22 protein-coding genes are annotated in these 22899 nt (G+C 73.2%); 13 read left to right on the forward strand and 9 right to left on the reverse strand.

What is annotated here, in order from left to right:
* Nucleotides 1-54 precede the first annotated feature (54 nt).
* From folK to folP, 4 genes are all read right to left on the reverse strand, one after another.
* Nucleotides 55-663 (reverse strand): 2-amino-4-hydroxy-6-hydroxymethyldihydropteridine diphosphokinase, encoded by a 609-nt coding sequence (folK, locus tag ACFYXC_RS18535; RefSeq protein WP_388911677.1) that lies wholly within the window; start codon nucleotides 661-663, stop codon nucleotides 55-57.
* Entirely contained in the window at nucleotides 660-1019 is a 360-nt protein-coding gene (gene folB / locus ACFYXC_RS18540; protein WP_388911674.1) for a dihydroneopterin aldolase, read from the reverse strand. The genes folK and folB overlap by 4 nt, the downstream gene beginning before the upstream one ends.
* 140 nt (nucleotides 1020-1159) lie before the next feature.
* The gene (locus ACFYXC_RS18545; RefSeq protein WP_388911671.1) at nucleotides 1160-1663 is read right to left on the reverse strand and encodes a nuclear transport factor 2 family protein; all 504 of its coding nucleotides are present in this window, start codon (nucleotides 1661-1663) and stop codon (nucleotides 1160-1162) included.
* Nucleotides 1660-2577 (reverse strand): dihydropteroate synthase, encoded by a 918-nt coding sequence (gene folP, locus ACFYXC_RS18550; RefSeq protein ID WP_389552700.1) that lies wholly within the window; start codon nucleotides 2575-2577, stop codon nucleotides 1660-1662. The genes ACFYXC_RS18545 and folP overlap by 4 nt, the downstream gene beginning before the upstream one ends.
* A 1111-nt stretch (nucleotides 2578-3688) precedes the next feature.
* On the opposite strand from folP, the gene ACFYXC_RS18555 reads away from it, so the two are divergent.
* The gene (locus ACFYXC_RS18555; RefSeq protein ID WP_389552703.1) at nucleotides 3689-5491 is read left to right on the forward strand and encodes a hypothetical protein; all 1803 of its coding nucleotides are present in this window, start codon (nucleotides 3689-3691) and stop codon (nucleotides 5489-5491) included.
* Nucleotides 5492-5682: 191 nt separating this feature from the next.
* On the opposite strand, the gene ACFYXC_RS18560 is transcribed toward ACFYXC_RS18555, so the two are convergent.
* Complete coding sequence (locus tag ACFYXC_RS18560) at nucleotides 5683-7017, reverse strand: PH domain-containing protein (protein WP_389552858.1); 1335 nt, start codon at nucleotides 7015-7017, stop codon at nucleotides 5683-5685.
* A gap of 62 nt (nucleotides 7018-7079) precedes the next feature.
* Nucleotides 7080-7604, reverse strand: coding sequence for a PH domain-containing protein (locus tag ACFYXC_RS18565; protein WP_388911663.1), 525 nt, complete (start codon nucleotides 7602-7604; stop codon nucleotides 7080-7082).
* Nucleotides 7605-7635: 31 nt separating this feature from the next.
* Here ACFYXC_RS18565 and ACFYXC_RS18570 point away from each other — a divergent pair, with 31 nt between their 5' ends.
* Nucleotides 7636-8787, forward strand: coding sequence for an NADH-quinone oxidoreductase subunit D (locus ACFYXC_RS18570; RefSeq protein ID WP_388911660.1), 1152 nt, complete (start codon nucleotides 7636-7638; stop codon nucleotides 8785-8787).
* On the opposite strand, the gene ACFYXC_RS18575 is transcribed toward ACFYXC_RS18570, so the two are convergent.
* Complete coding sequence (locus ACFYXC_RS18575) at nucleotides 8752-9831, reverse strand: SAM-dependent methyltransferase (RefSeq protein ID WP_389552861.1); 1080 nt, start codon at nucleotides 9829-9831, stop codon at nucleotides 8752-8754. The genes ACFYXC_RS18570 and ACFYXC_RS18575 overlap by 36 nt on opposite strands.
* Nucleotides 9832-9980: 149 nt before the next feature.
* Here ACFYXC_RS18575 and ACFYXC_RS18580 point away from each other — a divergent pair, with 149 nt between their 5' ends.
* Complete coding sequence (locus ACFYXC_RS18580) at nucleotides 9981-11183, forward strand: sensor histidine kinase (protein WP_389552707.1); 1203 nt, start codon at nucleotides 9981-9983, stop codon at nucleotides 11181-11183.
* A gap of 54 nt (nucleotides 11184-11237) precedes the next feature.
* Nucleotides 11238-11912 (forward strand): response regulator, encoded by a 675-nt coding sequence (locus tag ACFYXC_RS18585; protein WP_388911654.1) that lies wholly within the window; start codon nucleotides 11238-11240, stop codon nucleotides 11910-11912.
* A 300-nt stretch (nucleotides 11913-12212) separates the two neighbouring features.
* Here the strand turns inward: ACFYXC_RS18585 and ACFYXC_RS18590 are convergent, their stop codons facing one another.
* Nucleotides 12213-13319 (reverse strand): DUF5937 family protein, encoded by a 1107-nt coding sequence (locus ACFYXC_RS18590; protein WP_389552710.1) that lies wholly within the window; start codon nucleotides 13317-13319, stop codon nucleotides 12213-12215.
* Between the two features lie 103 nt (nucleotides 13320-13422).
* Nucleotides 13423-14592 carry a threonine aldolase family protein gene (locus ACFYXC_RS18595; protein ID WP_389552713.1) on the reverse strand — a complete coding sequence of 390 codons (1170 nt, stop codon included), beginning with the start codon at nucleotides 14590-14592 and terminating at the stop codon, nucleotides 13423-13425.
* A gap of 159 nt (nucleotides 14593-14751) precedes the next feature.
* On the opposite strand from ACFYXC_RS18595, the gene ACFYXC_RS18600 reads away from it, so the two are divergent.
* From ACFYXC_RS18600 to ACFYXC_RS18640, 9 genes are all read left to right on the forward strand, one after another.
* A complete protein-coding gene (locus tag ACFYXC_RS18600) occupies nucleotides 14752-15801 on the forward strand; it encodes a Rossmann-like and DUF2520 domain-containing protein (RefSeq protein ID WP_389552717.1) in 1050 nt (349 codons plus the stop codon).
* Nucleotides 15802-15850: 49 nt separating this feature from the next.
* Nucleotides 15851-16840, forward strand: coding sequence for a pantoate--beta-alanine ligase (panC, locus tag ACFYXC_RS18605; protein ID WP_388911640.1), 990 nt, complete (start codon nucleotides 15851-15853; stop codon nucleotides 16838-16840).
* Nucleotides 16837-18648, forward strand: coding sequence for an L-aspartate oxidase (locus ACFYXC_RS18610; protein WP_389552720.1), 1812 nt, complete (start codon nucleotides 16837-16839; stop codon nucleotides 18646-18648). The genes panC and ACFYXC_RS18610 overlap by 4 nt, the downstream gene beginning before the upstream one ends.
* Before the next feature lie 5 nt (nucleotides 18649-18653).
* Entirely contained in the window at nucleotides 18654-19661 is a 1008-nt protein-coding gene (nadC, locus tag ACFYXC_RS18615) for a carboxylating nicotinate-nucleotide diphosphorylase (RefSeq protein ID WP_389552723.1), read from the forward strand.
* A 2-nt stretch (nucleotides 19662-19663) separates the two neighbouring features.
* The gene (locus ACFYXC_RS18620) at nucleotides 19664-20461 is read left to right on the forward strand and encodes a type III pantothenate kinase (RefSeq protein ID WP_388911631.1); all 798 of its coding nucleotides are present in this window, start codon (nucleotides 19664-19666) and stop codon (nucleotides 20459-20461) included.
* A 203-nt stretch (nucleotides 20462-20664) separates the two neighbouring features.
* Entirely contained in the window at nucleotides 20665-21339 is a 675-nt protein-coding gene (locus tag ACFYXC_RS18625; RefSeq protein ID WP_388912167.1) for a hypothetical protein, read from the forward strand.
* Nucleotides 21340-21397: 58 nt separating this feature from the next.
* Nucleotides 21398-21577 carry a hypothetical protein gene (locus ACFYXC_RS18630; RefSeq protein ID WP_388911628.1) on the forward strand — a complete coding sequence of 60 codons (180 nt, stop codon included), beginning with the start codon at nucleotides 21398-21400 and terminating at the stop codon, nucleotides 21575-21577.
* 167 nt (nucleotides 21578-21744) lie between these two features.
* Nucleotides 21745-22137: a BlaI/MecI/CopY family transcriptional regulator gene (locus tag ACFYXC_RS18635; RefSeq protein ID WP_388911625.1), complete on the forward strand. Its 393-nt coding sequence runs from the start codon at nucleotides 21745-21747 to the stop codon at nucleotides 22135-22137.
* 9 nt (nucleotides 22138-22146) lie between these two features.
* Complete coding sequence (locus ACFYXC_RS18640) at nucleotides 22147-22686, forward strand: amino-acid N-acetyltransferase (RefSeq protein ID WP_388911620.1); 540 nt, start codon at nucleotides 22147-22149, stop codon at nucleotides 22684-22686.
* Nucleotides 22687-22899: the final 213 nt, after the last annotated feature.

Genomic DNA, 22899 nt, shown 5'->3' on the forward strand with positions numbered 1-22899 from the left:
CTCACGATCGCGTGCCGTCGGGCGGCCGCCCTCGGTGCGTCTTGACCTTAACGACTAGTCGGGCAGCTGAAGTTCCAGGTCGGCCCGGGGTGCGACCCCCTCGCGGGGGACCGCGGCGAGCAACTGGGCCACGGAGCCGTGGCCGGGCAGCTCGGCCTCGGGCTCCACGTCGTTCCAGGGGGCGAGGACGAACGCGCGTTCGTGGGCGCGCGGGTGGGGAAGGACCAGCGCCGGGTCGTCGGAGACCACGTCCGCGTAGGCCACGATGTCGACGTCGATGGTGCGGGGCCCCCAGCGCTCGTCCCGTACCCGGTGGAAGGCGTCCTCGACCGCGTGGGCCCTCTCCAGGAGCGAGGAGGGCGGCAGGGTCGTCCTCAGGACGATCACCGCGTTGAAGTACGTCGGCTGGCTGTCGGGCGCCACGCCCCACGGCTCCGTCTCGTACACCGGGGAGACCGCCTTCACCCGGACACCGGGGGTGTCCTCCAGGGCGTCGATGGCCCCCTGGAGGGTCTCCAGGCGGTTCCCCAGGTTCGAGCCCAGGGAGACCACCGCGCGCCGCGGGTTGTGCAGGGTCGTGTCGGCGGCGTCCACCCGCTCCACCACGGAGGCGGGGACCGGCTGCACGGTCGGGTCGCTCTGGCCCCCGGTGAACGCGGTCATGCCCGGCTCCGGACGATGGTGACGGTCACGTCGTCGAAGGGGACCGTGATCGGGGCGTCCGGTTTGTGCACGCACACCTCGACCTCCTGGACCCCGTCGTGCTTCAGACAGGTCTGGGCGATGCGCTCGGCGAGAGTCTCGATGAGGTTCACCGGCTCGCCCTCCACGACGGCCACGACCTCCTCCGCGACGATGCCGTAGTGCACGGTCCTGGTGAGGTCGTCCTCGGCCGCCGCGGCCCTGATGTCCAGGCCCAGCGTGAGGTCCACGATGAAGGTCTGGCCCTCTTCGCGTTCCCTGGGGAAGACACCGTGGTGACCACGGGCCTTGAGGCCGCGCAGCGCGACACGATCCACGCGAATCACTCCTGCAGTCGTCAGTTCGTCGGTCGTCGGTAAGGGCCGGTGTCCGTGACCGACGCCACGATCACCAACGTACTACGACGGAGATCACCGCCTTGTGGGTGACGCCACCGTCAGCGGGGCGGTCGAGGAGGTCAGGGAGACGGGTCGTCCGGTTCGTCCTCGTCGGTCTCGGCCAGCACGGGTGAGGCGTGGTGCGACCAGAGTTTCCAGCCGTCCGAGGTGCGGCGGAAGACGTTGGTGGCGACGACGAGCTGGCCCACCAGCGGCCCGAGTTCGTCGCTGTCCTCGGGCGGCGGGCCCCCGCTGAGGATGTTCTCCGTGCAGGTCACCAGGGCGGTGTCGCCGGTGACCGACACATGCAGATCGGTCAGGAAGAACTGGATGTACTCGGTGTTCGCCATGATCAGCGCGTACGACCGCAGGACCTCGCCCCGGCCGTTGAGGACCGGCCAGCCGGGGTGGACGCAGGAGATCTCGCCGGCCTGCGCCGGGTCGTGGTACTCCTCGTCGTGGCCCAGGTCGGACGGGGTCAGCCAGAGTGCGGACAGTTCCTCGAAGTCGCCCTGTTCCAATGCCTCGTAGAAGGCGGTGTTGGCGAGTTCGACCTGTTCGACGTCCGTGTGCGGGGCGCTCACCGGGCTTCCTCTGCCGTCCCGGCTTCTCCTTCGGCCGTTCCGGCCTCCTCGGCGGTTCGGGCGCCTTCGACGGCCCGGGCGACCCGGACGGCGTCGGCGGTGGCCCGTACCTCGTGGACGCGGACGGCCCACGCGCCCTGGTGGGCGGCGAGCGCGGAGACCGCGGCGGTGGCTGCGTCACGCTCGCGGGCGGGCGGCGGGGAGCCCTCCGGGCCCGCCAGGACGCGGCCGAGGAACCGCTTGCGGGACGCGGCCACCAGCAAGGGGTGGCCGATCTCCCGGAGCCGGTCGAGGTGCGCGAGCAGTACGAGGTCGTGCTCGGCCTCCTTGGAGAAGCCGAGGCCCGGGTCGACGACGATCCGGTCCGGGGCGATGCCGCCCGCCAGAACGGCCTCCACGCGTGCGTGGAGCTCGTCGACGACTTCGGAGACGACGTCCACGTACGAGCCCCGCACGGTGCTGCCCTGGAGGAAGCCGCGCCAGTGCATCACCACGAAGGGGGCGCCCGCGGCGGCGACGGCCGGGATCATCGCCGGGTCGGCGAGGCCGCCGCTGACGTCGTTGACGAGGACGGCGCCCGCGGCGAGCGAGCGCTCGGCGACGGAGGCACGCATCGTGTCGACGGAGACCACGACGCCCTCGGAGGCGAGTCCGCGGACGACGGGTATGACGCGCTTGAGCTCCTCCGCCTCGTCGACGCGGGCGGCGCCGGGACGGGTGGACTCGCCTCCCACGTCGACCAGGTCGGCGCCCTGCGCTACCAGGTCGAGGCCGTGCTTGACGGCGGCGGTCGTGTCGAAGAAGTGGCCGCCGTCCGAGAAGGAGTCGGGGGTCACGTTCACCACGCCCATGACCGCGCAGCGGTCCCAGGCCGGGAGTCCTGACACTTGGCCTCGTCCGCTCTTCTTGCTCATACCGTCCAGCCTAGGCCCAAGGGGGCGGGCGGCCGATCGGAGCTGTACGGCCCACGGGGCCGGTCGCCGCGGGTCCCCGCGCCGCGCGGCGCGGGGGTGGGCGTCGCGGGGCGGCCGGGGTTCATGGACGGGGCCCGGCCGGCGCTGACGGTCACGTGGTTCGTACGTCGCTGCCCCGGCACGGCGTGGGCAGCCCGCGGGCAGCCGCGCGGGGCGGTCCGGGACCGGATGACGAGGGCGTTCGTGCCGGGACCCCCGCCGCACGGTCGCGGCGCCCGCGGTCCAGGGAGGCCCCGTCGTGCCCCGGGGACGCCCTGGAGCAGGGCCTTCAGGTCGCCGTACGGGCCGGATCCGCTGTCCGCCCTGCGGGGACAGAGGAAGGGACGTCGCGTAGGACGTCGTGAGGGGAGGCGGGCGTCCGCCGAGTCCGCCGAGTCCGCCGGGTCGGCCGGGTCGGCGAGGCGGACGGCTGATGCCATGGGGGAGCCGCGCTCTGTGTCCGTGCCGCGCCGGTCCTTCGCGGCACCGTGGAGCCGGTCGAGTCCGTTCCCGCCAGGGTCAGGGGCGCGGCGGCCGCGGGTTCCGTAGCCGGCCCGCCCCATGCGTCCCGTCGTCCGGCGGATCTCCCAACTGCCGGGCCGGGTTCACTCCCTTACGGAAAGCCGTCGCAAAGGACGGGTGAAGTCCGTGGAATTCCACGGACTTCACCCGGGGGAGATCCATTCCGGATCCGGCGAATGCGGGAACTGCCCCTTGGCGGCGCAGGTTTGTCGAAGATCCCGACTACCGGAGACGACGAAACGGCACGGCGCTTTCCTTGATCGATAAGTGGCGGGGCGGGCGCGGGGACGCCGGTCGTCCGTCGGCGGATGGCGTGTGACCGGTGTGCGGGGCGGTATCGGACCGAAGTCGTGGTCCAGGAGCGGCTGCTGCGGCCACTGGGGCCGTCGTCGGGTGAAGGGGCCGTGAGAAGGTTTCGGTGTGGCTGCGTTTTTGTCGTGCGGGGCACCATCATTCGCCTACGCGCGGTAAGTTTCTGGCCATGCCACGAGGACGTCACCGTCATTCCCCACCTCTGCACCGGCTGTTGCCCCCCTCGGCGATCGCGGGTGTGTCCGTCGTCTGTGCCGTCGGGCCATGGCTGTTCTCCGAACCATGGGTGCTGCGTGGGCTGGCCGCGGGTGCCGCGCTGACGGCTGTCGTGGGCGCGGTCGTCATGCGCCGCTGGGACGCGTCGGCGGGCAGGCGCGTCGCGGACCTCGCGCGCGGGCGCGCGAGCGACGAGTGGCGTCACGAGGAGCGGGTCGCCGAACTCGAGAGCGATCTGGACGAGTCGCGCGAACTCCGCACCAAGCTGGAACAACGGCTCCGCGCCAAGCGGGCCGAACTCGCCGGGCTGCGCAACGAACACGCCGCGCTGCTGCGGCGGTACGCGACGGCCGAGACCGAGCGGGCCACCGCCCTGGAGGGCCGCCGGCTCCTCGAGATAGAGACGACCGCACCGGTTCCGGAGCTGACCGCGGCGGCGCCGACGGCCCCGACGGCCGAGGAGACGGCCCCCGAGGAGTCCGCCGCCACCGCGCCCGAGGCGGCGGCCGTCCCCGAGGCGACGGCGGCGACGGTCCAGGCGGCCCTGGCGGCGTCCTCCGCGGCCTCGGTCCTGTATGTGAAGGCCAACGCGGCGTTGGACCGGCTCGCGGAAGCGCCCGCCGTCGCCGCCGCTGCTGAAACTGCTGCTTCGGCCTCTGCCGATGCCGATGCCGATACCGACGCCGAGGGCGCGGCTCCGGCGGACGTGCACACGGATGACGCCGGACCGGCGTCGGACGACTCGCCGACGGACGAATCCGGCGCGGCCGAAACGGCGGTGGCCGAAACCGGCACCGCTGACACCGGCACCGCTGACACGGACACCGCTGGCACGGACACCGCTGACACCGGCACCGTAGAAGCCGGTACGGCCCGGGCCGACGACGCGACCGTCGCCGCTGCGAACGCCGGACCCACCGACCCCGAGCCGGTCGCCGGTTCGGCCTCGGACGGGCCGGCCCCGGAGGACCCCGCGCCGACCACGCCTCCCAAGGGCGGCCCCGGCGGGTCCGGCGGTCCGGTCAGGCGGACTCCCGCGAAGGGCGCCACCCGGAAGGGCTCGCCCGCGCCGGGTGGTCCCGGCAAGGGTGCGCCCCGGCCGGGCGGTGCCCCGCAGGGCGCGTCCGCGGCGGGCGGCACGATGACGAGCGCACCGTCGAGGACCGAGACCCGGCAGGAGGGCGAGTCGCTGGGGAAGCCCGAGGCGGCCGGCGGGCACGAGCGCACGGCCGCCGCGACCGCACAGCCGCGCACGCGGTCCGCCGCCGTCGACGTGACGCCCCTGCAGTCCACGACCCACACGGCACCCGAGCCGCACACGGCACGTGAGCCGCACGCAGCACCCGAGCCGCATACGGCACACGCCTCCGCGCCCGAGTCGGCGCCGGGCTCGGCCCTCGCGCGGCCGACCCCGTCGGGGATGGCCCGCATGCAGCAGCAGCCGCCCGCGGCCGGCGCCGGTACGTCCCCGACGAGCGCGGCCGCGCTGACGCCCGCCGCGCGGCCCCCGCGCCCCGCCGGGCACTTCACCGTGCCGACGGCCGTGGCGGTCGCACCGGCCACGCCCGTGCGGCGCCCCGCCGTGGAGGGCGGCTTCGACTTCTTCGGCACCCAGAAGGGCGCCGAGGCGCTCGAAGCCGTGCAGAACGAGGACCTCGCCGACGTGGTGGGCCAGGAGGCGCTCGCGCTGCACAAGGCGGAAGCGGAGTCCGAGTTCAGGCCCGCGGGCGAGGAGTCCCGCGGTGTCGGCCAGGTCATCGACCTGACCGCGCACGACGAGACGGAACCCATCGACGTGGCGGGGCTGCGGAGCGCGGTCTCCTAGGGCGTTTCTCTCACACCAGGCCGAACCGGCCTGAACCGGCCTGGATCAGGCTGAAGGCAGGTCGCATCCCCGGTCGGATTCACGCGGATTCACGCCGGACACAGGTCGGATGCGGGCCGGACCAGGCCGGATGCCGCGGGCCCGGGCTGACCCAGCAGGGACGCCCGGCGCTCCACGCCCCGCTCCCGCCCTCACGCCATCCAGCGGTCCGGCAGGGCCTCCTGGCGGCCGGTGAGCGACCGGTCGGCCTGCGCGTACAGCAGCTCCGCGGCCTCCGAGGCGTCCCGCAGCCGGGCTGTCACGGTCTTGTTGGCGCCCGTGTCCACGTGCACGTCGGCGAGCCCCTGACGGCGCTTCCACGGCCCCTGTGCCAGGCGCACGCTCTGCACCTTGGCGTGCGGCACGAGCGCGATGCTGCGGCGCAGCAGTCCGTGCCGGGCCACGAAGACGGTGTCGGTCACGGCGAGCCCGTAACCCCGCCACCAGAACGGCACGCACCGGGCCGCCCGGCGCGGCGGCGGTACGAGGCCGGCCGGCACGGTCACCCCCGGCAGGACCCGGGCGATGACCGACTCGGCGACCTCGCGCGGGGCGACCGGTACGAGCACGGAGTTGGCGGAGCCCGCCACGTCCAGCTCGATCCGGACCCAGCCGCGCCGCCGCCACAGGAGCGGTTCGACGACGCGTACGGTCTGTACGCGCCCGGGCGGCACCGTCTCGTGCGTACGGTCGAGCAGCCCGTGGTCGATGCGGAGCCCGTCCGGGGACTCCCCCACGGTCCAGTCGTACTCGCCGACGAACCGCCCCACGCTGCTCGCGCCCGCCGCGCCGAGCAGGGGCAGCGCCGTCGCGAGCACCGTCCACACGCTGTGGGTGGCGAACCACAGCAGCGGCGGTACGACGAGTGCGGCGGCCAGCGTCGCCCAGGTGGCCCCGGTCAGGAGGAGCGAGACGGCGAGGACCCGGGCCGGTACGTGCAGCAGCTGCCTGACCGGCGCCTCGCCCACCTCCTGCGCGGTCTCCGGTGCGAAACCGGCGGCACGGGCGAGCAGTTCGGCCCGCAGCACCCGGGCCTCCTCCTGGCCCAAGTAGGCCAGCTCGTCCTTCTTGTCGGTGCCGACGACGTCGAGTTTCAGCTTGGCGACCCCGGCCACGCGGGCCAGCAGCGGCTGGGTGACGTCGACGGCCTGGATCCGTTCGAGCCGGATGTGCGCGGTGCGCCGGAACACCAGGCCCGTACGGATGCGCAGTTCGGTGTCGGTCACCGCGAAGTGCGTGAACCACCAGCTCAGGAAGCCGTAGAGGGCGGCTCCCAGGACGGCGGCGGCGAGGACGGCCAGCAGCGTGGTCGTGGTCAGGCGCGTCAGCTGTCGCTGCGCCTGGTCGGGGTCGTGCACGGCCCATCCGGCGATGACGGCGACCGGCGCCCAGGCGCGCCGCAGGGGCGTCACGGGATGCAGCCGCCGCTCGGCCGGCCCGGGAACGTCCTTCCGCGCGCCGCGCGCCTCGTCCCGTACGTGCTCCACCGGTACGGGCTCCACCGGCACGGTCCCGGCCTGTACGCCTTCGGGGGCGCCCGGTGGCGTCGTCACAGCCCCGCCGATCGGGCCTCGCCCAGCTCGGTCAGGCGGTCGCGCAAACGTTCCGCCTCGGCCGGGTCGAGCCCCGGGATGCGGGCGTCCGTCGCCGCGGCAGCCGTGTGCAGCTGCAGCCCGGCCAGCCCGAAGTGCCGCTCCACGGGACCGGAGGTGACCTCCACCAACTGCATCCGCCCGTACGGCACGACGGTCTCCTCGCGCCACAGGACACCCCGGCTGATCAGCAGGTCGTCCGCCCGCTCGGCGTAGCGCCAGGAACGCCAGTTGCGCCCCAGCATCGGCCAGCCCCACAGCAGCACCGCGAGCGGCAGCAGCGCGAACGCCGCCCAGCCGGGCCCGGCGAGCAGGCCGAGCAGCAGGGCCGTACCGACGGTCAGCAGGCCCAGCCACACCACCAGCAACAGCCGTCGCATCCGCAGCAGGCCCGGCGGCAGCCCGGTCCACACCGGCTCGTCCGCCGTCTTCCGCGCCGGCCGTCCCGCTGTCCCCGTGTTTTCCGAGGTCCCCGTCTCCATGCCGCAAGCGTACGTACGACACACTGTCCGCATGACTCCTACGACGGAGACCATGGTCGGTATCGGCGGCGCCGCGGAGAGCACCGACATGGTGCTCAACATCGGGCCCCAGCATCCGTCCACCCATGGTGTGCTGCGGCTGAGGTTGGTCCTCGACGGTGAGCGGATCCAGCACGCGGAGCCGGTGATCGGCTATATGCACCGCGGTGCGGAGAAGCTCTTCGAGGCGCGCGACTACCGGCAGATCATCATGCTGGCCAACCGCCACGACTGGCTCTCCGCGTTCTCGAACGAGCTGGGCGTGGTCCTCGGTGTGGAGCGGATGCTCGGCATGGAGGTGCCCCCGCGCGCGGTGTGGACCCGCACGCTCCTGGCGGAGCTGAACCGGGTCCTGAACCACCTGATGTTCCTCGGCTCGTACCCCCTGGAGCTGGGCGGGATCACTCCGATCTTCTACGCGTTCACCGAGCGCGAGGAGCTCCAGCACGTCATGGAGGAGGTCTCCGGCGGGCGCATGCACTACATGTTCAACCGGGTGGGCGGCCTCAAGGAGGACCTGCCGGCCGGCTGGGCCGGGCGCGTGCGCGCCGCCGTCTCCGGGGTGCGCTCCCGGATGGACCGGTTCGACGGTCTGGTCCTCGGCAACGAGATCTTCCGCGGGCGTACCCGCGGTGTCGGGGTGCTCTCCCCGGAGGCGGTGCACGCCTACGGAGTGAGCGGGCCGATCGCACGCGCCTCCGGAGTCGACTTCGACCTGCGCCGGGACGAGCCCTACCTCGCCTACGGGGAGCTCCAGGACACCCTGAAGGTCGTCACCCGCCAGGAGGGCGACTGCCTGGCCCGCTTCGAGTGCCTCCTGGAGCAGACCCACAACGCGCTCGACCTCGCGGACGCCTGCCTGGACCGGCTCGCGGAACTGCCCCCGGGCCCGGTCAACCAGCGGCTGCCCAAGGTCCTGAAGGCCCCCGAGGGCCACACGTACGCCTGGACCGAGAACCCCCTCGGCATCAACGGCTACTACCTGGTCAGCAAGGGCGAGAAGACCCCGTACCGGCTGAAGCTGCGGTCGGCGTCGTACAACAACATCCAGGCCCTCACCGAACTGCTGCCGGGCACGCTGGTCGCGGACATGGTGGCGATCCTGGGATCACTGTTCTTCGTGGTGGGGGACATCGACAAGTAGGGCATCGGCCCGCTGCGCGGCGGGCTGTTCCCCGCTGGCCAGCGGGTCCGGGATGCCCACCGGCTGCAGCAGCCAGCCGAAGTCGCCCAGTCCGCCCCGCGCGGTCAGCTCGGCGGCCTCGCCCGCGCCGGCCAGGGCCCGTACGTAGGCCGCGGGGTCCGTGGCGGCCAAGGACAGGGGCGGGCGCTCCCCGCTCACGCCGAGCGCCCGCAGCGCCTCCCGCTGGCTCAGCAGCCGGCCGCCGGGCAGGGCGCACGCGTCCAGCGCCACGTGCGCCGTGATGTCGCAGGAACCGTCCGGCACGGGTGCCGTCTCCCGGCCGTCCCTGAAGCCCGTCAGCGTGCCGAAGGGCGGCCGGGCCCCCAGGCCGTGCCCGTAGTCGACGGCGACGGCGAGACCGCGGCCGAGACCCGCGACGGCGGACGCCCAGGCGGCGTCCCTGGGGAGACCGATCTCGGCACGGAGACCTTCGGCGGGACGTACGCCGCCGCTCCCGTCCGTGAGCGGCCACCATCTCGCCAGCCACTCGGCGTCCGCCCCCTCCACCGGCTCTCCGAGGGACTCCGTCCCGTCCGCGTCCACCAGGACGAGGCGGGGCACCCCGTGCGCGTCCACCTCCACCACCTCCAGCGGCACGTTGTCGAGCCACTCGTTGGCGAACAGGAGCCCCGTGACGCCCGGCGGCTGCTGCGGGAGCCACTCGATCCGGTGATCGAGACCGGCGGGGCGGTCGGCGCGTTCCACCGCGTACCCGCGCGCGCGGGAGGCCACTTCGGGGGGCAGCGTGCTCAGGACGGCGGTCACCAACTCGCCGCGCCCCGCGCCCATGTCGACGAAGGCGAGTTCCGGGGGGTGCCCGAGCGCGTCGTCGACGAGCCGGAGCAGACGGGCCACGGCCCCCGCGAACAGCGGTGACGCATGCACCGAGGTGCGGAAATGCCCCGCTGGGCCCTCCGGCCTGCGGTAGAAGCCGGAGGGCCCGTACAGCGCTTCCTCCGTCGCCCGGCGCCAGCCGCGTGCCCCGCCCGCCGTGTCACACACCACTGCGCCCACACCCGTTTCCCGTCGCCGTCATCGCGCCAGACTAAGCGCCGGGTTCACAGCGGCCTCCACCTTGGGGAGTACAAGCACCGGTCACGGATCGGCCCTCCGGTTGACCCCTGCACACAGCACGCTTCCCTACGCTGGGTTACGTGCAGCGCCTCTATGATTTTCTCCGCAGGCACCCGACATGGGTCGACGGCTTCTGGGCCGTCGTCCTGCTCGGGATCTCGGTCGCGAGTGGAACGGCCGGGCAGGAGGACTCCGGGACCGACGCCAAGGCCGTCACCATCCCGATCACCCTCTTCCTGTGCCTGGTGATCGCCCTGCGCCGGCGCATGCCCGAGGCCATGCTGCTGCTCGCCGTCACCATGGGCGCGGCGCAGCTGGTGCTGGACATGCCGATGGTGCCGGCCGACTTCGCGCTGCTGGTCATCACCTTCACGGTCGCCTCGAACGGCACCCGCTGGGCGTCCCGGCTCGCGCTGACGGCGGGCCTGTGCGCGGCTCCACTGGCGCAGCTGCGCTGGCCGGACCAGCAGACGAGCGCCGGCGGCCAGGCCGCGATCGTGGTCTTCCAGACGGTGCCCTTCGCCCTCGCCTGGGTCCTCGGCGACTCACTGCGGACCCGCCGCGCCTACTTCGCCCAGCTGGAGGAGCGTGCCGCCCGTCTGGAGAAGGAACGCGAGGCGCAGGCCAAGGTCGCCGTCGCCGCCGAGCGGGCCCGGATCGCCCGCGAACTGCACGACGTGGTCGCCCACAACGTGTCGGTGATGGTGGTCCAGGCCGACGGCGCCGCGTACGTGCTCGACTCCGCCCCGGACCAGGCCAAGAAGGCCCTGGAGATCATCTCGGGGACGGGGCGGCAGGCCCTCGCCGAGATGCGCCGTCTCCTCGGTGTGCTGCGCACCGGTGAGCACCAGGAGTCCGGCGAGTACGTGCCGCAGCCCGACGTGGAGCAGCTCGACGACCTGATCGAGCAGTGCCGGACCTCCGGCCTGCCCGTCGACTTCAAGATCGAGGGCACTCCGCGTCCGCTGCCCAGCGGCGTCGAGCTGACCGCGTACCGCATCGTGCAGGAGGCCCTCACCAACACCCGCAAGCACGGGGGGCCGAACGCGGGTGCGAGTGTGCGCCTGGTCTACTTCGACGACGGACTCGGCCTGCTCGTCGAGGACGACGGCAAGGGCGCTCCGCACGAGCTGTACGAGGAGGGCGGGGTCGACGGGCAGGGCCACGGTCTGATCGGCATGCGCGAGCGCATCGGCATGGTCGGCGGAACCCTGGACGCGGGGCCCCGTCCCGGCGGGGGTTTCCGCATCAGCGCCCTGCTTCCGCTGAAGCCCGCCCACTGACACGTGCACGTTTCCCCGACCGCCGAACCGCCGAACCGACCGGAGGACCTCCCCATGCCGATCCGCGTGATGCTCGTCGACGACCAGGTGCTGCTGCGCACCGGGTTCCGGATGGTGCTCGACGCCCAGCCGGACATGCAGGTCGTGGCGGAGGCGGGCGACGGGGTGGAGGCCCTCCAGGTGCTGCGCGCGACGGCCGTCGACGTGGTCCTGATGGACGTCCGCATGCCGAAACTGGACGGCGTCGAGACGACCCGCCGCATCTGCTCGGACGTGGACCCGCCGAAGGTGCTGATCCTGACCACCTTCGACCTCGACGAGTACGCCTTCTCGGGGCTCAAGGCGGGCGCCTCCGGGTTCATGCTGAAGGACGTGCCGCCCGGTGAGCTCCTCGCCGCGATCCGCTCCGTGCACAGCGGTGACGCGGTGGTCGCGCCCTCCACGACCAGGCGCCTGCTCGACCGCTTCGCGCCGATGCTGCCCAGCGCCGGCAAGGAGCCGCAGCACAAGGAGCTGGAGCGGCTCACCGGGCGGGAGCGCGAGGTGATGATCCTCGTCGCGCAGGGGCTGTCGAACGGGGAGATCGCGGCCCGGCTCGTCCTGTCCGAGGCGACGGTCAAGACCCACGTGGGCCGCATCCTCACGAAGCTGGGCCTGCGCGACCGGGTCCAGGTGGTGGTCCTGGCGTACGAGACCGGCCTGGTACGGGCCGGAGGACAGCAGGGCTGAGCGACGGGGCCCTCCGGGGGCGGGCGGTCGACACCGGCTTGTCGCCCGCCGGCCGAGTGCGGCTGATCGCGCAGTTCCCCGCGCCCCTGGGTACTGCCGGTTGTCGGGTGTCGGTCGGGTGTGGCTGGTCGCGCAGTTCCTCGCGCCCCTGGGTTTCTGGGGGCTCAGGGAGCTGGGTGGCGGGGCTCGGCCTTGGGTCGCCTAGGGGCGCGGGGAACTGCGCGATCAGCCCCCACCGGCCCGCGGCCGACAACGCGGCCCGGGCCGTCCGGCGTCGAACCGCGCGGCAGCGCTGAGCGGTCAGCGGAGGATGCCCTCCAGGAAATCGCTGCCCAGCCGGGCCACCATCGTGACGTCCAGCTGGTGCAGGACGTACCGGCCGCGGCGGCGCGTGGTGAGCAGGCCCGCCTTCTTCAGCACGCCGAGGTGCCGGGATATCTCCGGAGCCGTCATGCCGTGCGTCTGCGCCAGCTCGCTCGTGGTGAACGCGCTGCGCGCCAGACTCCGGCACAGCCGCATCCGCGTCGGATGGGACAGGGCCGTCATCCGCAGGGTCAGCTGCTCGACGGAGGTCGGGACCGTCAGTTCGGGGGAGCCGACCGGATAGTGGATCACCGGCTGCCAGCCGTACCGGTGCAGCACCATGAGGTGCGGCCAGCCGAGACTCGTCGGCACCAGCAGGAGTCCGCCGTCCCGGACCGCGGTATGGCCCTGGCCCAGCTTGTCGACGACGATCCGGCCCGCCGCCTCGTCGAGCGCCACCGCGGGCGACACGGACGCCAGCGCCTCGGCCGGACCCCGGCGCCCGAGCAGGTCCGTCTTGCGGCGGGCGTCCGCCTGCAGCTGGTGGCGCAGCCGGGACCAGGTCTCGGCGAAGAACGCCTCGTCGCAGTCCTCCAGGAACTGCCGCAGCCAGGCCCGGATCCGGGGCGGGTCGGTCAGCAGCCGGTCGGTGAAGTCCGCCGGCCGGGGCCCGCGAGCGGCGGCGAGATCCAGGGCGCGCCGGCGGGACGCGGCGTCGGCCAGGGCACCGGCGCCCTGCGCGTCGTACGGCAGTGCGCAGGTGAACTCCAGGGCCGCGTCCACGAACTGCTCGTCCGTGAGCTTGTCGACCAGGTCCAGCTCCTCGGCGAGGGTGGCGCCCGGGAGCGTGGTGCCGCCCGGCGCTCCCGCGTAGGGCAGGAACAGGTCCGAGAACGTCGTACGCCACAGGAAGTCGGCCTCGCACATCCGGTCGGCCAGGTGCGGGTCGAGCCGCGCGGTGACCCCGGTCGCCCAGCCCTGGAGGCCGGGGTGGTGCCCGGGCTCGGCCAGCGCGTGCAGTGCCATGCACAACTCGGCCAGCGGCGAGGGCACGAAAGCCATTCGCTCCCTGCGCAGCCCGGAGATGTCGATGGTCACGCTCATGACCTCATGGTGCACCCCACCACCGACAACACGGCCGCCGATTGACGGGCGCCGTCAATCGACGGGACGGACCGGCCGGGCGGGCGGCCGGTCGGCCCGGTGCTCAGTGGGGAATGCGTGCCACGAACTCCGTGACCGCGGCCCGTACGTCGTCCGCCGTCCACTCCAGGCCCGGCGCCCCCACCGTGACCTCGGTGAGCGCGAGACCGGGCCCGCCCCGGTTCCAGACCTGCGGGAAGAGCAGCACGCCGGTCTCCTCCGCCTGCAGCACCGCGGTCAGGGTCAGCGCGTCGGCCTCGTACGGCAGCCACACCTGGAACTGGTGCGTGTGCGGCTCCTCGGGGTGGACCCGCGCCCAGGGGAGCCCGGCCCCGGCGAACCCCTCGCGCAGCGCCGCGGCGACCACGCGCGCGTGGGCCACGTACTCCGGGAGCCGGGGCAGCTCCTTCTCCAGGCCGATCAGCGCGGACAGGGCCGTGGGGAACTGCTGGAGGATCTGCCCGCCGTACCGGTGGCGCCATGCCTTCGCCTCGTCGACGAGGGTCTTCGGACCCGCGAGGGCGGCGCCGCCGAACCCGCCGAGTGACTTGTAGAAGGACACGTAGACGCTGTCCGCGAGAGCCGCGATCTCGTCCAGCGGGCGGCCGAAGTGGGTGGCGCACTCCCACAGTCGGGCCCCGTCGACGTGCACCACCGCGTCGCGTCCGCGGGCCGCGTCCGTGACGGCGACCAGTTCCTCCCAGGAGGGCAGGACGAAGCCGGCCTCCCGCAGGGGCAGTTCGAGGAACAGCGCTCCGAAGGGTTCGTCCAGGTCGTGCACCTCGTCGGCGGAGGGCATCCGCGGCTCGCGCGTCGGGTGGACGGTCCGCAGGCCGCCGAGGGTGCTGAGAGAGTGCCTCTCGTGGACCTCCGGGTGGGACAGCGGATGCATCGCCACCGTCGTGTTCCCCGTCCGGCCGGCCCAGCAGCGCAGCGCGACCTGCTGGGCCATGGTGCCCGACGGGAAGAAGGCGGCGGACTCCTTGCCGAGCAGGCGGGCGACCCGCTCCTCCAGGGTCTCGACGATCCCGTCGCCGTACATGTCCACCGGCAGGTCGAGGTCGTACACGTCCGGTGCGCCGTCCGTCAGCCGGGTCAGCAGCTCACCGACCGTGGAGCGGAAACCGGGCCGCCACAGCGCCCGCCGCGCGCCCCGCCAGGCGACCCAGCGCCGCTCGCGCAGTTGCTCGGGCGTCTCTCCCGATCCCGCCGTACCGTTCGCCGTATCGCTCATGTCCCGGATCATGCAGGACACCGCGGCGGGGGTCATCCGGATTCCACAGCCTGTGGACAAGAACCTGTGGACGGAGAAACGGCGCCCGGACCAATCGCGTTAACATGACGAGAAATCGTCCGGTACCCGGAGCGGACTGGAACGGAAGGCCGCCGTCGAGTGAGTACATTCCCCCAGCCAGACCCCAAGGACCGCCCCGCGCGGCTCACCGTCGGCGTCGTCGGCGCCGGGCGCGTGGGCCCCGCCCTGGCCGCGTCGCTCCAGCTCGCCGGGCACCGCCCGGTGGCCGTGTCCGGGGTCTCCGACGCCTCCCGCCGCCGCGCCGCCCAGCTGCTGCCCGACGTGCCGCTGGTGACACCCGCGCAGGTCCTGGAGCGGGCCGACCTGGTGCTGCTCACGGTCCCGGACGACGCCCTGCCGGGACTGGTGGAAGGGCTCGTCGACACCGGTTCCGTCCGGCCGGGACAGCTCCTCGTGCACACGTCCGGCCGGTACGGGGCGAAGATTCTCGACCCCGCCCTGCGCGCCGGGGCACTGCCGCTGGCCCTGCACCCCGCGATGACGTTCAGCGGCACTCCGGTGGACGTACAGCGGCTCGCCGGATGCTCCTTCGGGATCACCGCCCCCGAGGAGCTGCGGCTGGCCGCCGAGGCCCTGGTCATCGAGATGGGCGGTGAGCCCGAGTGGATCGCCGAGGAGGCCCGGCCGCTCTACCACGCGGCCCTGGCGCTCGGCGCCAACCACCTGGTGACGCTGGTCGCCGAGTCCATGGAGCTGCTGCGCGCGGCGGGTGTCGACGCCCCGGACCGGATGCTCGGCCCCCTCCTCGGCGCCGCGCTGGACAACGCCCTCAGGTCGGGTGACGCGGCCCTCACCGGACCGGTGGCGCGCGGCGACGCGGGCACGGTCGCGGCGCATGTCGCCGAGTTGCGCAAGCACGCGCCGCAGACCGTCGCCGGCTATCTGGCGATGGCCCGCGCGACCGCCGACCGGGCCCTCGCCCACGGTCTGCTCAAGCCGGAGCTCGCCGAGGACCTCCTCGGCGTACTCGCCAACGGCCCCGGCGGCCCGAGCGGCTCCGGCCACCCCGGCAACCCGGCGGGCCCCGGCGGCCCGTCCGCGCCCGGCGGCTCTTCCGGTCACGGCTCGGAGGGCCCCACCGGCACCGACCCCGAGGGCCCGAACGGGACCGGAGGAGACGGCCGATGACGTACGCAGGTCCAGATCCACGTCCACGTGCAGAGAGCGGAGCCGTCCGATGACCACCGTCCTGCTGAGCACGGCCGACGAGCTGCACGCGCGCGTCGGCACCGGCCGCCGTGCCGTCGTCATGACGATGGGCGCCCTGCACGAGGGCCACGCGACCCTGATCCGCACCGCGAGGGACCTCGCGGGCGACGGCGAGGTCGTCGTCACGGTCTTCGTGAACCCGCTCCAGTTCGGCGCGGGCGAGGACCTCGACCGCTACCCGCGCACCCTGGACGCCGACATCAAGATCGCCGAGCAGGCGGGCGCGGACGTCGTGTTCGCCCCCTCCGTGGACGAGGTCTATCCGGGCGGCGCCCCCCAGGTCCGCCTCAGCGCGGGACCCATGGGGGAGCGCCTGGAGGGCGCGACCCGGCCCGGGCACTTCGACGGCATGCTCACCGTCGTCGCGAAGCTCCTGCACCTCACGCGGCCGGACGTGGCGCTGTACGGGCAGAAGGACGCCCAGCAGCTCGCCCTCATCCGCCGCATGGTGCGCGACCTGAACTTCGGCGTGGAGATCGTCGGCGTCCCGACGGTGCGCGAGGCGGACGGTCTCGCCCTGTCCAGCCGCAACCGCTATCTGTCGGCCGCCGAGCGCCGCACCGCGCTCGCCCTCTCCCAGGCCCTGTTCGCGGGCAGCGACCGGCATGCCGCCCAGGAGGCCCTGCGCGCGCGGGCCCGCGAAGTGCCCGCCACGCGCGCGCGTGCCGAGGCCCTGAGCGCCCTCGGCGAGTCCCGCGCCGCCGCCGACACGCACGCCGTCGCCAAGGCGGCCCCAGGAGGGCCCGCCGCGGTCCGCGCCGCCGCCCGCCTGGTCCTCGACGACGCGGCCCGCCTCAGCCCTCCGCTCGTGCTGGACTACCTGGCGCTGGTCGATCCGTCCGACTTCACCGAGGTCCCGGACGGCCACACCGGTGAGGCGGTCCTCGCCGTCGCCGCCCGGGTCGGGACGACCCGGCTGATCGACAACATCCCCCTGACCTTCGGAGCCGCCTCGTGACCAGCACAGGCATACGTCTGCACGCCCCCGCGCCCGGCTGGTCGATCACCGCCGACGTCGTGGTCGTGGGCTCCGGAGTCGCCGGACTCACCACCGCCCTGCGCTGCGACGCCGCGGGGCTGCGCACGGTCGTCGTCACCAAGGCCCGCCTCGACGACGGCTCCACCCGCTGGGCGCAGGGCGGCATAGCCGCGGCCCTGGGCGAGGGCGACACCCCCGAGCAGCACCTCGACGACACCCTGGTGGCGGGCGCGGGACTGTGCGACGAGGACGCCGTCCGCATCCTCGTCACCGAGGGCCCCGACGCCGTACGCCGCCTCATCGAGACCGGCGCCCACTTCGACGAGTCCGAGGGGGGCGGCCTGGAGCTGACCCGCGAGGGTGGCCACCACCGCCGCCGGATCGCCCACGCGGGCGGCGACGCGACGGGCGCCGAGATCTCCCGCGCCCTCGTCGAGGCGGTCCGCGCGCGCGGACTGCGCACGGTGGAGAACGCGCTCGTCCTGGACCTCCTCACGGACGCCGACGGCGGTACGGCTGGCGTGACCCTGCACGTCATGGGGGAGGGCCAGCACGACGGCGTGGGAGCCGTCCACGCGCCCGCCGTGGTCCTCGCGACGGGCGGCATGGGCCAGGTCTTCTCGGCGACCACCAACCCGTCGGTGTCCACCGGTGACGGCGTGGCCCTCGCCCTGCGTGCCGGGGCCGAGGTCAGCGACCTGGAGTTCGTGCAGTTCCACCCGACCGTGCTGTTCCTCGGCCCGGACGCCGAGGGCCAGCAGCCCCTGGTCTCCGAGGCGGTCCGCGGCGAGGGTGCCCACCTCGTCGACGCGCACGGCGAGCGCTTCATGGTGGGACAGCACGAGCTGGCCGAACTGGCGCCCAGGGACATCGTCGCCAAGGGCATCATGCGGCGCATGCAGGAGCAGGGCGCCGAGCACATGTACCTGGACGCCCGGCACTTCGGGGCGCACATGTGGGAGCACCGCTTCCCGACGATCCTGGCCGCCTGCCGGGCCCACGGGATCGACCCGGTCACCGAGCCCGTCCCGGTCGCCCCCGCCGCCCACTACGCCTCCGGCGGCGTCCGCACCGACTCCCGGGGCCGTACGACCGTCCCCGGTCTGTACGCGTGCGGCGAGGTCGCCTGCACCGGCGTCCACGGCGCCAACCGGCTCGCCTCGAACTCCCTCCTGGAGGGTCTCGTCTACGCCGAGCGCATCGCGGCGGACATCGCGGACCGCCACGAGCAGGACCGCCGAGAGCAGGACCGCCGAGAGGAGAGCCGGCGCGAGGAGGACCCGCACAAGGAGGCCCGCCCCGGCGTGCCCTCACCGGTCGACCGGCCGGCGAAGCCCGCCCACCCGCTGCTCGCCGCCGAGGCACGGTTCGCGATCCAGCGGATCATGACGGACGGCGCCGGCGTCCTGCGCTCGGCCGCGTCCCTGGAGACGGCCGCCGACCGGCTCCAGCGGCTGCACAGCGAGGCCCGTGACGCCCTCGACGAGAACGGCAAGACGGCCGAGCCCGGTGTCGACACCTGGGAGGCGACCAACCTCCTGTGCGTGGCCCGCGTCCTCGTCGCCGCCGCCCGCCTCCGTGCGGAGACCCGCGGTTGCCACTGGCGCGAGGACCGGGGCGAACGGGACGACACCGACTGGCGCCGCCACATCGTCGTACGGCTCAATCCGGACCGGACGCTCGCGGTACACACCACCGACACCCCAGACTTCCCCCCGACACTCCCTCAGGCCCGCGACGTCGTCCGCGCCGGGGGGACCCCCTCGCCCAGCCCCCAGGAGCAGTGACAGAAGTGAGCACCCCGGACCTTCCCCTCCTCGACGGCGGTGGCTGCGGCGACGGCTGCGGCTGCGGCGCCGAGAACGGCGAGTACGCCGAGTACGCGGAGTGCGGGCTCGACCCCGATCTCGCGCAGCTCCTCGCCGACGCCGGTCTCGACCCCGTGGAGGTCGAGGACATCGCCCACCTGGCGATCGAGGAGGACCTCGACCACGGCGTGGACGTGACCACGGTCGCGACCATCCCGGAGGAGGCCGTCTCCACCGCCGACTTCACCGCCCGCGAGGCCGGTGTCGTGGCGGGCCTGCGGATCGCCGAGGCGGTCGTCTCCGTGGTCTGCACCGACGAGTTCGAGGTCGAGCGGCACGTCGAGGACGGCGACCGCGTCGAGGCCGGACAACCGCTCCTCAGCGTCACGACCCGCACCCGGGACCTGCTGACGGCCGAGCGCAGCGCGCTGAACCTCCTGTGCCGTCTCTCCGGCATCGCGACGGCCACGCGCGCGTGGGCGGACGTCCTGGAGGGCACCGGCGCGCGCGTGCGGGACACCCGCAAGACGACGCCGGGGCTGCGCTCCCTGGAGAAGTTCGCGGTCCGGACGGGCGGCGGTGTCAACCACCGCATGTCCCTCTCGGACGCGGCCCTCGTCAAGGACAACCACGTCGTCGCGGCGGGCGGCGTGGCCCAGGCGTTCGAGGCCGTCCGGGAGACCTTCCCCGACGTGCCGATCGAGGTCGAGGTCGACACCCTGGACCAGCTCCGCGAGGTCGTGGAGGCCGGCGCCGACCTGATCCTCCTGGACAACTTCACGCCCGCCGAGTGCGAGGAGGCAGTGGCGCTGGTGGCCGGCCGCGCCCTCCTGGAGGCATCGGGACGCCTCACCCTGGACACCGCCGCGACGTACGCGAAGACGGGCGTCGACTTCCTCGCGGTGGGCGCCCTCACGCACTCCTCGCCCATCCTGGACATCGGCCTGGACCTGCGCGACGCCTCCGAGGCGCCGTCGAGCGAGGCTGAGTAGGCATGCTGCTCACGATCGACGTCGGCAACACGCACACCGTCCTCGGGCTCTTCGACGGCGAGGACATCGTCGAGCACTGGCGCATCTCCACGGACGCGCGCCGCACCGCGGACGAGCTGGCCGTGCTCCTCCAGGGCCTGATGGGCATGCACCCGCTCCTCGGCGACGAGCTGGGTGACGGGATCGACGGCATCGCGATCTGCTCGACCGTCCCCTCGGTCCTGCACGAGCTGCGTGAGGTGACCCGCCGCTACTACGGCGACGTACCCGCGGTCCTCGTCGAGCCGGGCATCAAGACGGGCGTGCCCATCCTCATGGACAACCCCAAGGAGGTCGGCGCCGACCGCATCATCAACGCGGTCGCGGCGGTCGAGCTCTACGGCGGACCGGCCATCGTCGTCGACTTCGGCACGGCGACGACCTTCGACGCGGTCTCCGCGCGCGGGGAGTACGCCGGCGGCGTCATCGCGCCGGGCATCGAGATCTCCGTCGAGGCCCTCGGCGTCCGGGGCGCCCAGCTCCGCAAGATCGAGATCGCCCGGCCGCGCACCGTCATCGGCAAGAACACCGTGGAGGCCATGCAGTCCGGCATCGTCTACGGCTTCGCAGGACAGGTCGACGGCGTCGTCAACCGCATGGCCCGCGAACTCGCCGAGGACCCGGACGACGTCACGGTCATCGCGACGGGCGGTCTGGCCCCGATGGTCCTCGGTGAGGCGTCGGTGATCGACGAGCACGAGCCCTGGCTCACGCTCGTGGGCCTGCGCCTCGTCTACGAGCGCAACGTCTCGCGCAGCTGACCGGGCCGAAACGTCCCACGCAGCTGACCGGGCAGAGCGGAGCCGCCCCGGCGGACGGCTCCGCGACAGCCCCTCCGACGGGGGCGGGCGAGCCGCCCCCGCCCGGGTGGCGGGGCCACGCCGCACCGAACCGCTCCGCGGATTTTGTCTGATTAGCGCGTATCGTCGCGATCATGCCCACGCCTTACGGATCCCGCGGCGGCATGGCGTTCGGCGCGGAGGAGCTGCGCGTGCTCCGACGCGCGCTCGCTCTCGCCCTGCACCCAAGCCCCGCCTCGGCCCAGGACGTCCAGGACTGCCTCCGTCTCGCGGAGACCGTCGACGAGGCGACCCGCGAGGGCGCCCGGCTGCGCGCCTTCCTGCTGGCCGACCTCGCCCGCTACCGCGCCGCCCTGCCGGGGACGGCGGCCGGCTTCCTGACGCTCCTGGAGGAGGCCCTCGGCGCCGGTTACCACCCGGTCCCCGACGACCTGAGCGCGCTGCGCGCCCTGCGCGGCAACCCCGTCGCGGCCCTCCTCCTCGACCGCTGCCACGCGCTGGCGGAACAGGACGTACGCAGGCGCCTGGCCCTCCGCTCGGTCCCGGCCTCACGCACCCGCGCCCGTGCGCGTCTGACGGCCCTCCCCGGCGGTCTCGCCACGGTCGCGGCAGACGCGCCCGCGACAGCCGTGGCCGCCGCGGCGACCGCGGGGGCGGCCACCGGGAACCCCGGCGAGAAGCCCGCACCGCAGAAACCGGCCGACGATCCGGCCGCCAGGCCCGCGCCGCAGTCCCCGGGCCGCGACCGCCCCATTCCGACCCCGGGCGAGGTCTTCCCCCCGAGGCGCAGACCGTCCGCCCCGCCCGCGAACCCTCCCCGGCAGCTGGCCGCGGTCTAGAAGACACTCCGCGACCCCGGCACCCCGTCACGCCGCCGCCCTGGCTACTCTGGACGGTATGGAATACGTCTCCGCGCTCGTACCCCCGGTAGTGATGGCCGTGTTCTTCACCGGTCTGATCGTGACGATCGTGAAGACCCAGGGCGGCGCCAACAAGGCCAAGGAGGACGCGGCCGTCGACGCCGTCCTCGCCCGCGCCGAGCAGACCCGCCAGACCCCCCGCGACACCGACGCCTGAGCGGAGCTCCGTTCCGGGCACGGCGTACGACTCATCAGTTTGTCGAGTCGTACGCCCTTTTTGTTGTTGTTTGCCACTCGACGCCACGTCCACCACGTGATCGGCGGCATCTCCCCCTATTGTTCTGAGCTGTGCCTCGCCCATTGGGAGAACTCGAAGACTCGGTCATGACGAGGGTGTGGAAGTGGAACCGCCCGGTGACCGTACGAGAAGTCCTGGAAGACCTTCAGCAGGAGCGGTCCATCGCCTACACCACGGTGATGACCGTTTTGGACAATCTCCATCAGAAGGGCTGGGTGCGTCGTGAGGCGGAAGGCCGGGCCTATCGATATGAGGCGGTCTCCACCCGGGCCGCCTACGCGGCCGCACTGATGAACGACGCCTGGTCCCAGAGCGACAACCCGGCGGCCGCTCTCGTCGCCTTCTTCGGCATGATGTCCCCGGAACAGCGCGAAGCCCTGCGCGATGCCGTACGTATCGTCCAAGGGCCGGAAACGCCCGCCCCGCGGAACACGGCAGGCGAGAACCCCGCCGCCGCGGAGGGCATGTCCGGGCGATAGCGTCCGGACATGCCAGCAGAGCAGCCCGAAGTCAGCGCTAATGCCCTCACGGTCCGCCGGGCCAGGACCAGCGATGTCCCCGCCGTTCGCCGCCTCCTCGACTCGTACGTCCGCGGTCGCATCCTGCTCGACAAAGCGACCGTGACGCTTTACGAGGACATCCAGGAGTTCTGGGTGGCGGAACGGGGCACCGGAGCGAGTTCGGAGGTCGTGGGCTGCGGCGCTCTGCACGTCATGTGGGAAGACCTCGCGGAAGTCCGCACTCTCGCGGTGAACCCCGCCCTGAAGGGCGCGGGTGTGGGCCACCGGCTGCTGGGGAAGTTGCTGGAGACCGCCCGCTGGCTCGGTGTTCGCCGCGTATTCTGCCTGACCTTCGAAGTCGACTTCTTCGCGAAGCACGGGTTCGTGGAGATCGGTGAGACGCCCGTCGACACCGATGTCTACGCCGAGCTGTTGCGTTCCTATGACGAGGGCGTGGCCGAGTTCCTGGGGCTCGAACGAGTGAAACCGAACACCTTGGGCAACAGCCGGATGCTTCTGCATCTGTGATCGCCAGCTCGTAATACCCGGGACATACCCCCGGCACTCGCCCGTCGCCCCTTGCCCAGGGGCTCTATGTCCGAAACGCGCATGTTTCCGGTCTTCCCGGGTCCTGTCCGTCTCTCGCAGGGGTTCCCAGGGGTTTGTGTTTTTCCGGCAAAAGCGGTTTGCTTTCCGACGTACTGCAGTAGTGCATATAACAAGGGGACACGAAACTGCGGC

It is taken from the genome of Streptomyces sp. NPDC002701, assembly GCF_042889045.1.
Lineage (GTDB): Bacteria > Actinomycetota > Actinomycetes > Streptomycetales > Streptomycetaceae > Streptomyces.

Coding starts and splice junctions, on each gene's coding strand:
- folK (WP_388911677.1), bottom strand. CDS start 663: ATGACCGCGTTCACCGGGGGCCAGAGCGACCCGACCGTGCAGCCGGTC.
- folP (WP_389552700.1), bottom strand. CDS start 2,577: ATGAGCAAGAAGAGCGGACGAGGCCAAGTGTCAGGACTCCCGGCCTGG.
- ACFYXC_RS18565 (WP_388911663.1), bottom strand. CDS start 7,604: ATGGAGACGGGGACCTCGGAAAACACGGGGACAGCGGGACGGCCGGCG.
- ACFYXC_RS18570 (WP_388911660.1), top strand. CDS start 7,636: ATGACTCCTACGACGGAGACCATGGTCGGTATCGGCGGCGCCGCGGAG.
- ACFYXC_RS18585 (WP_388911654.1), top strand. CDS start 11,238: ATGCCGATCCGCGTGATGCTCGTCGACGACCAGGTGCTGCTGCGCACC.
- ACFYXC_RS18590 (WP_389552710.1), bottom strand. CDS start 13,319: ATGAGCGTGACCATCGACATCTCCGGGCTGCGCAGGGAGCGAATGGCT.
- ACFYXC_RS18595 (WP_389552713.1), bottom strand. CDS start 14,592: ATGAGCGATACGGCGAACGGTACGGCGGGATCGGGAGAGACGCCCGAG.
- panC (WP_388911640.1), top strand. CDS start 15,851: ATGACCACCGTCCTGCTGAGCACGGCCGACGAGCTGCACGCGCGCGTC.
- ACFYXC_RS18620 (WP_388911631.1), top strand. CDS start 19,664: ATGCTGCTCACGATCGACGTCGGCAACACGCACACCGTCCTCGGGCTC.
- ACFYXC_RS18625 (WP_388912167.1), top strand. CDS start 20,665: ATGGCGTTCGGCGCGGAGGAGCTGCGCGTGCTCCGACGCGCGCTCGCT.
- ACFYXC_RS18630 (WP_388911628.1), top strand. CDS start 21,398: ATGGAATACGTCTCCGCGCTCGTACCCCCGGTAGTGATGGCCGTGTTC.
- ACFYXC_RS18635 (WP_388911625.1), top strand. CDS start 21,745: ATGACGAGGGTGTGGAAGTGGAACCGCCCGGTGACCGTACGAGAAGTC.
- ACFYXC_RS18640 (WP_388911620.1), top strand. CDS start 22,147: ATGCCAGCAGAGCAGCCCGAAGTCAGCGCTAATGCCCTCACGGTCCGC.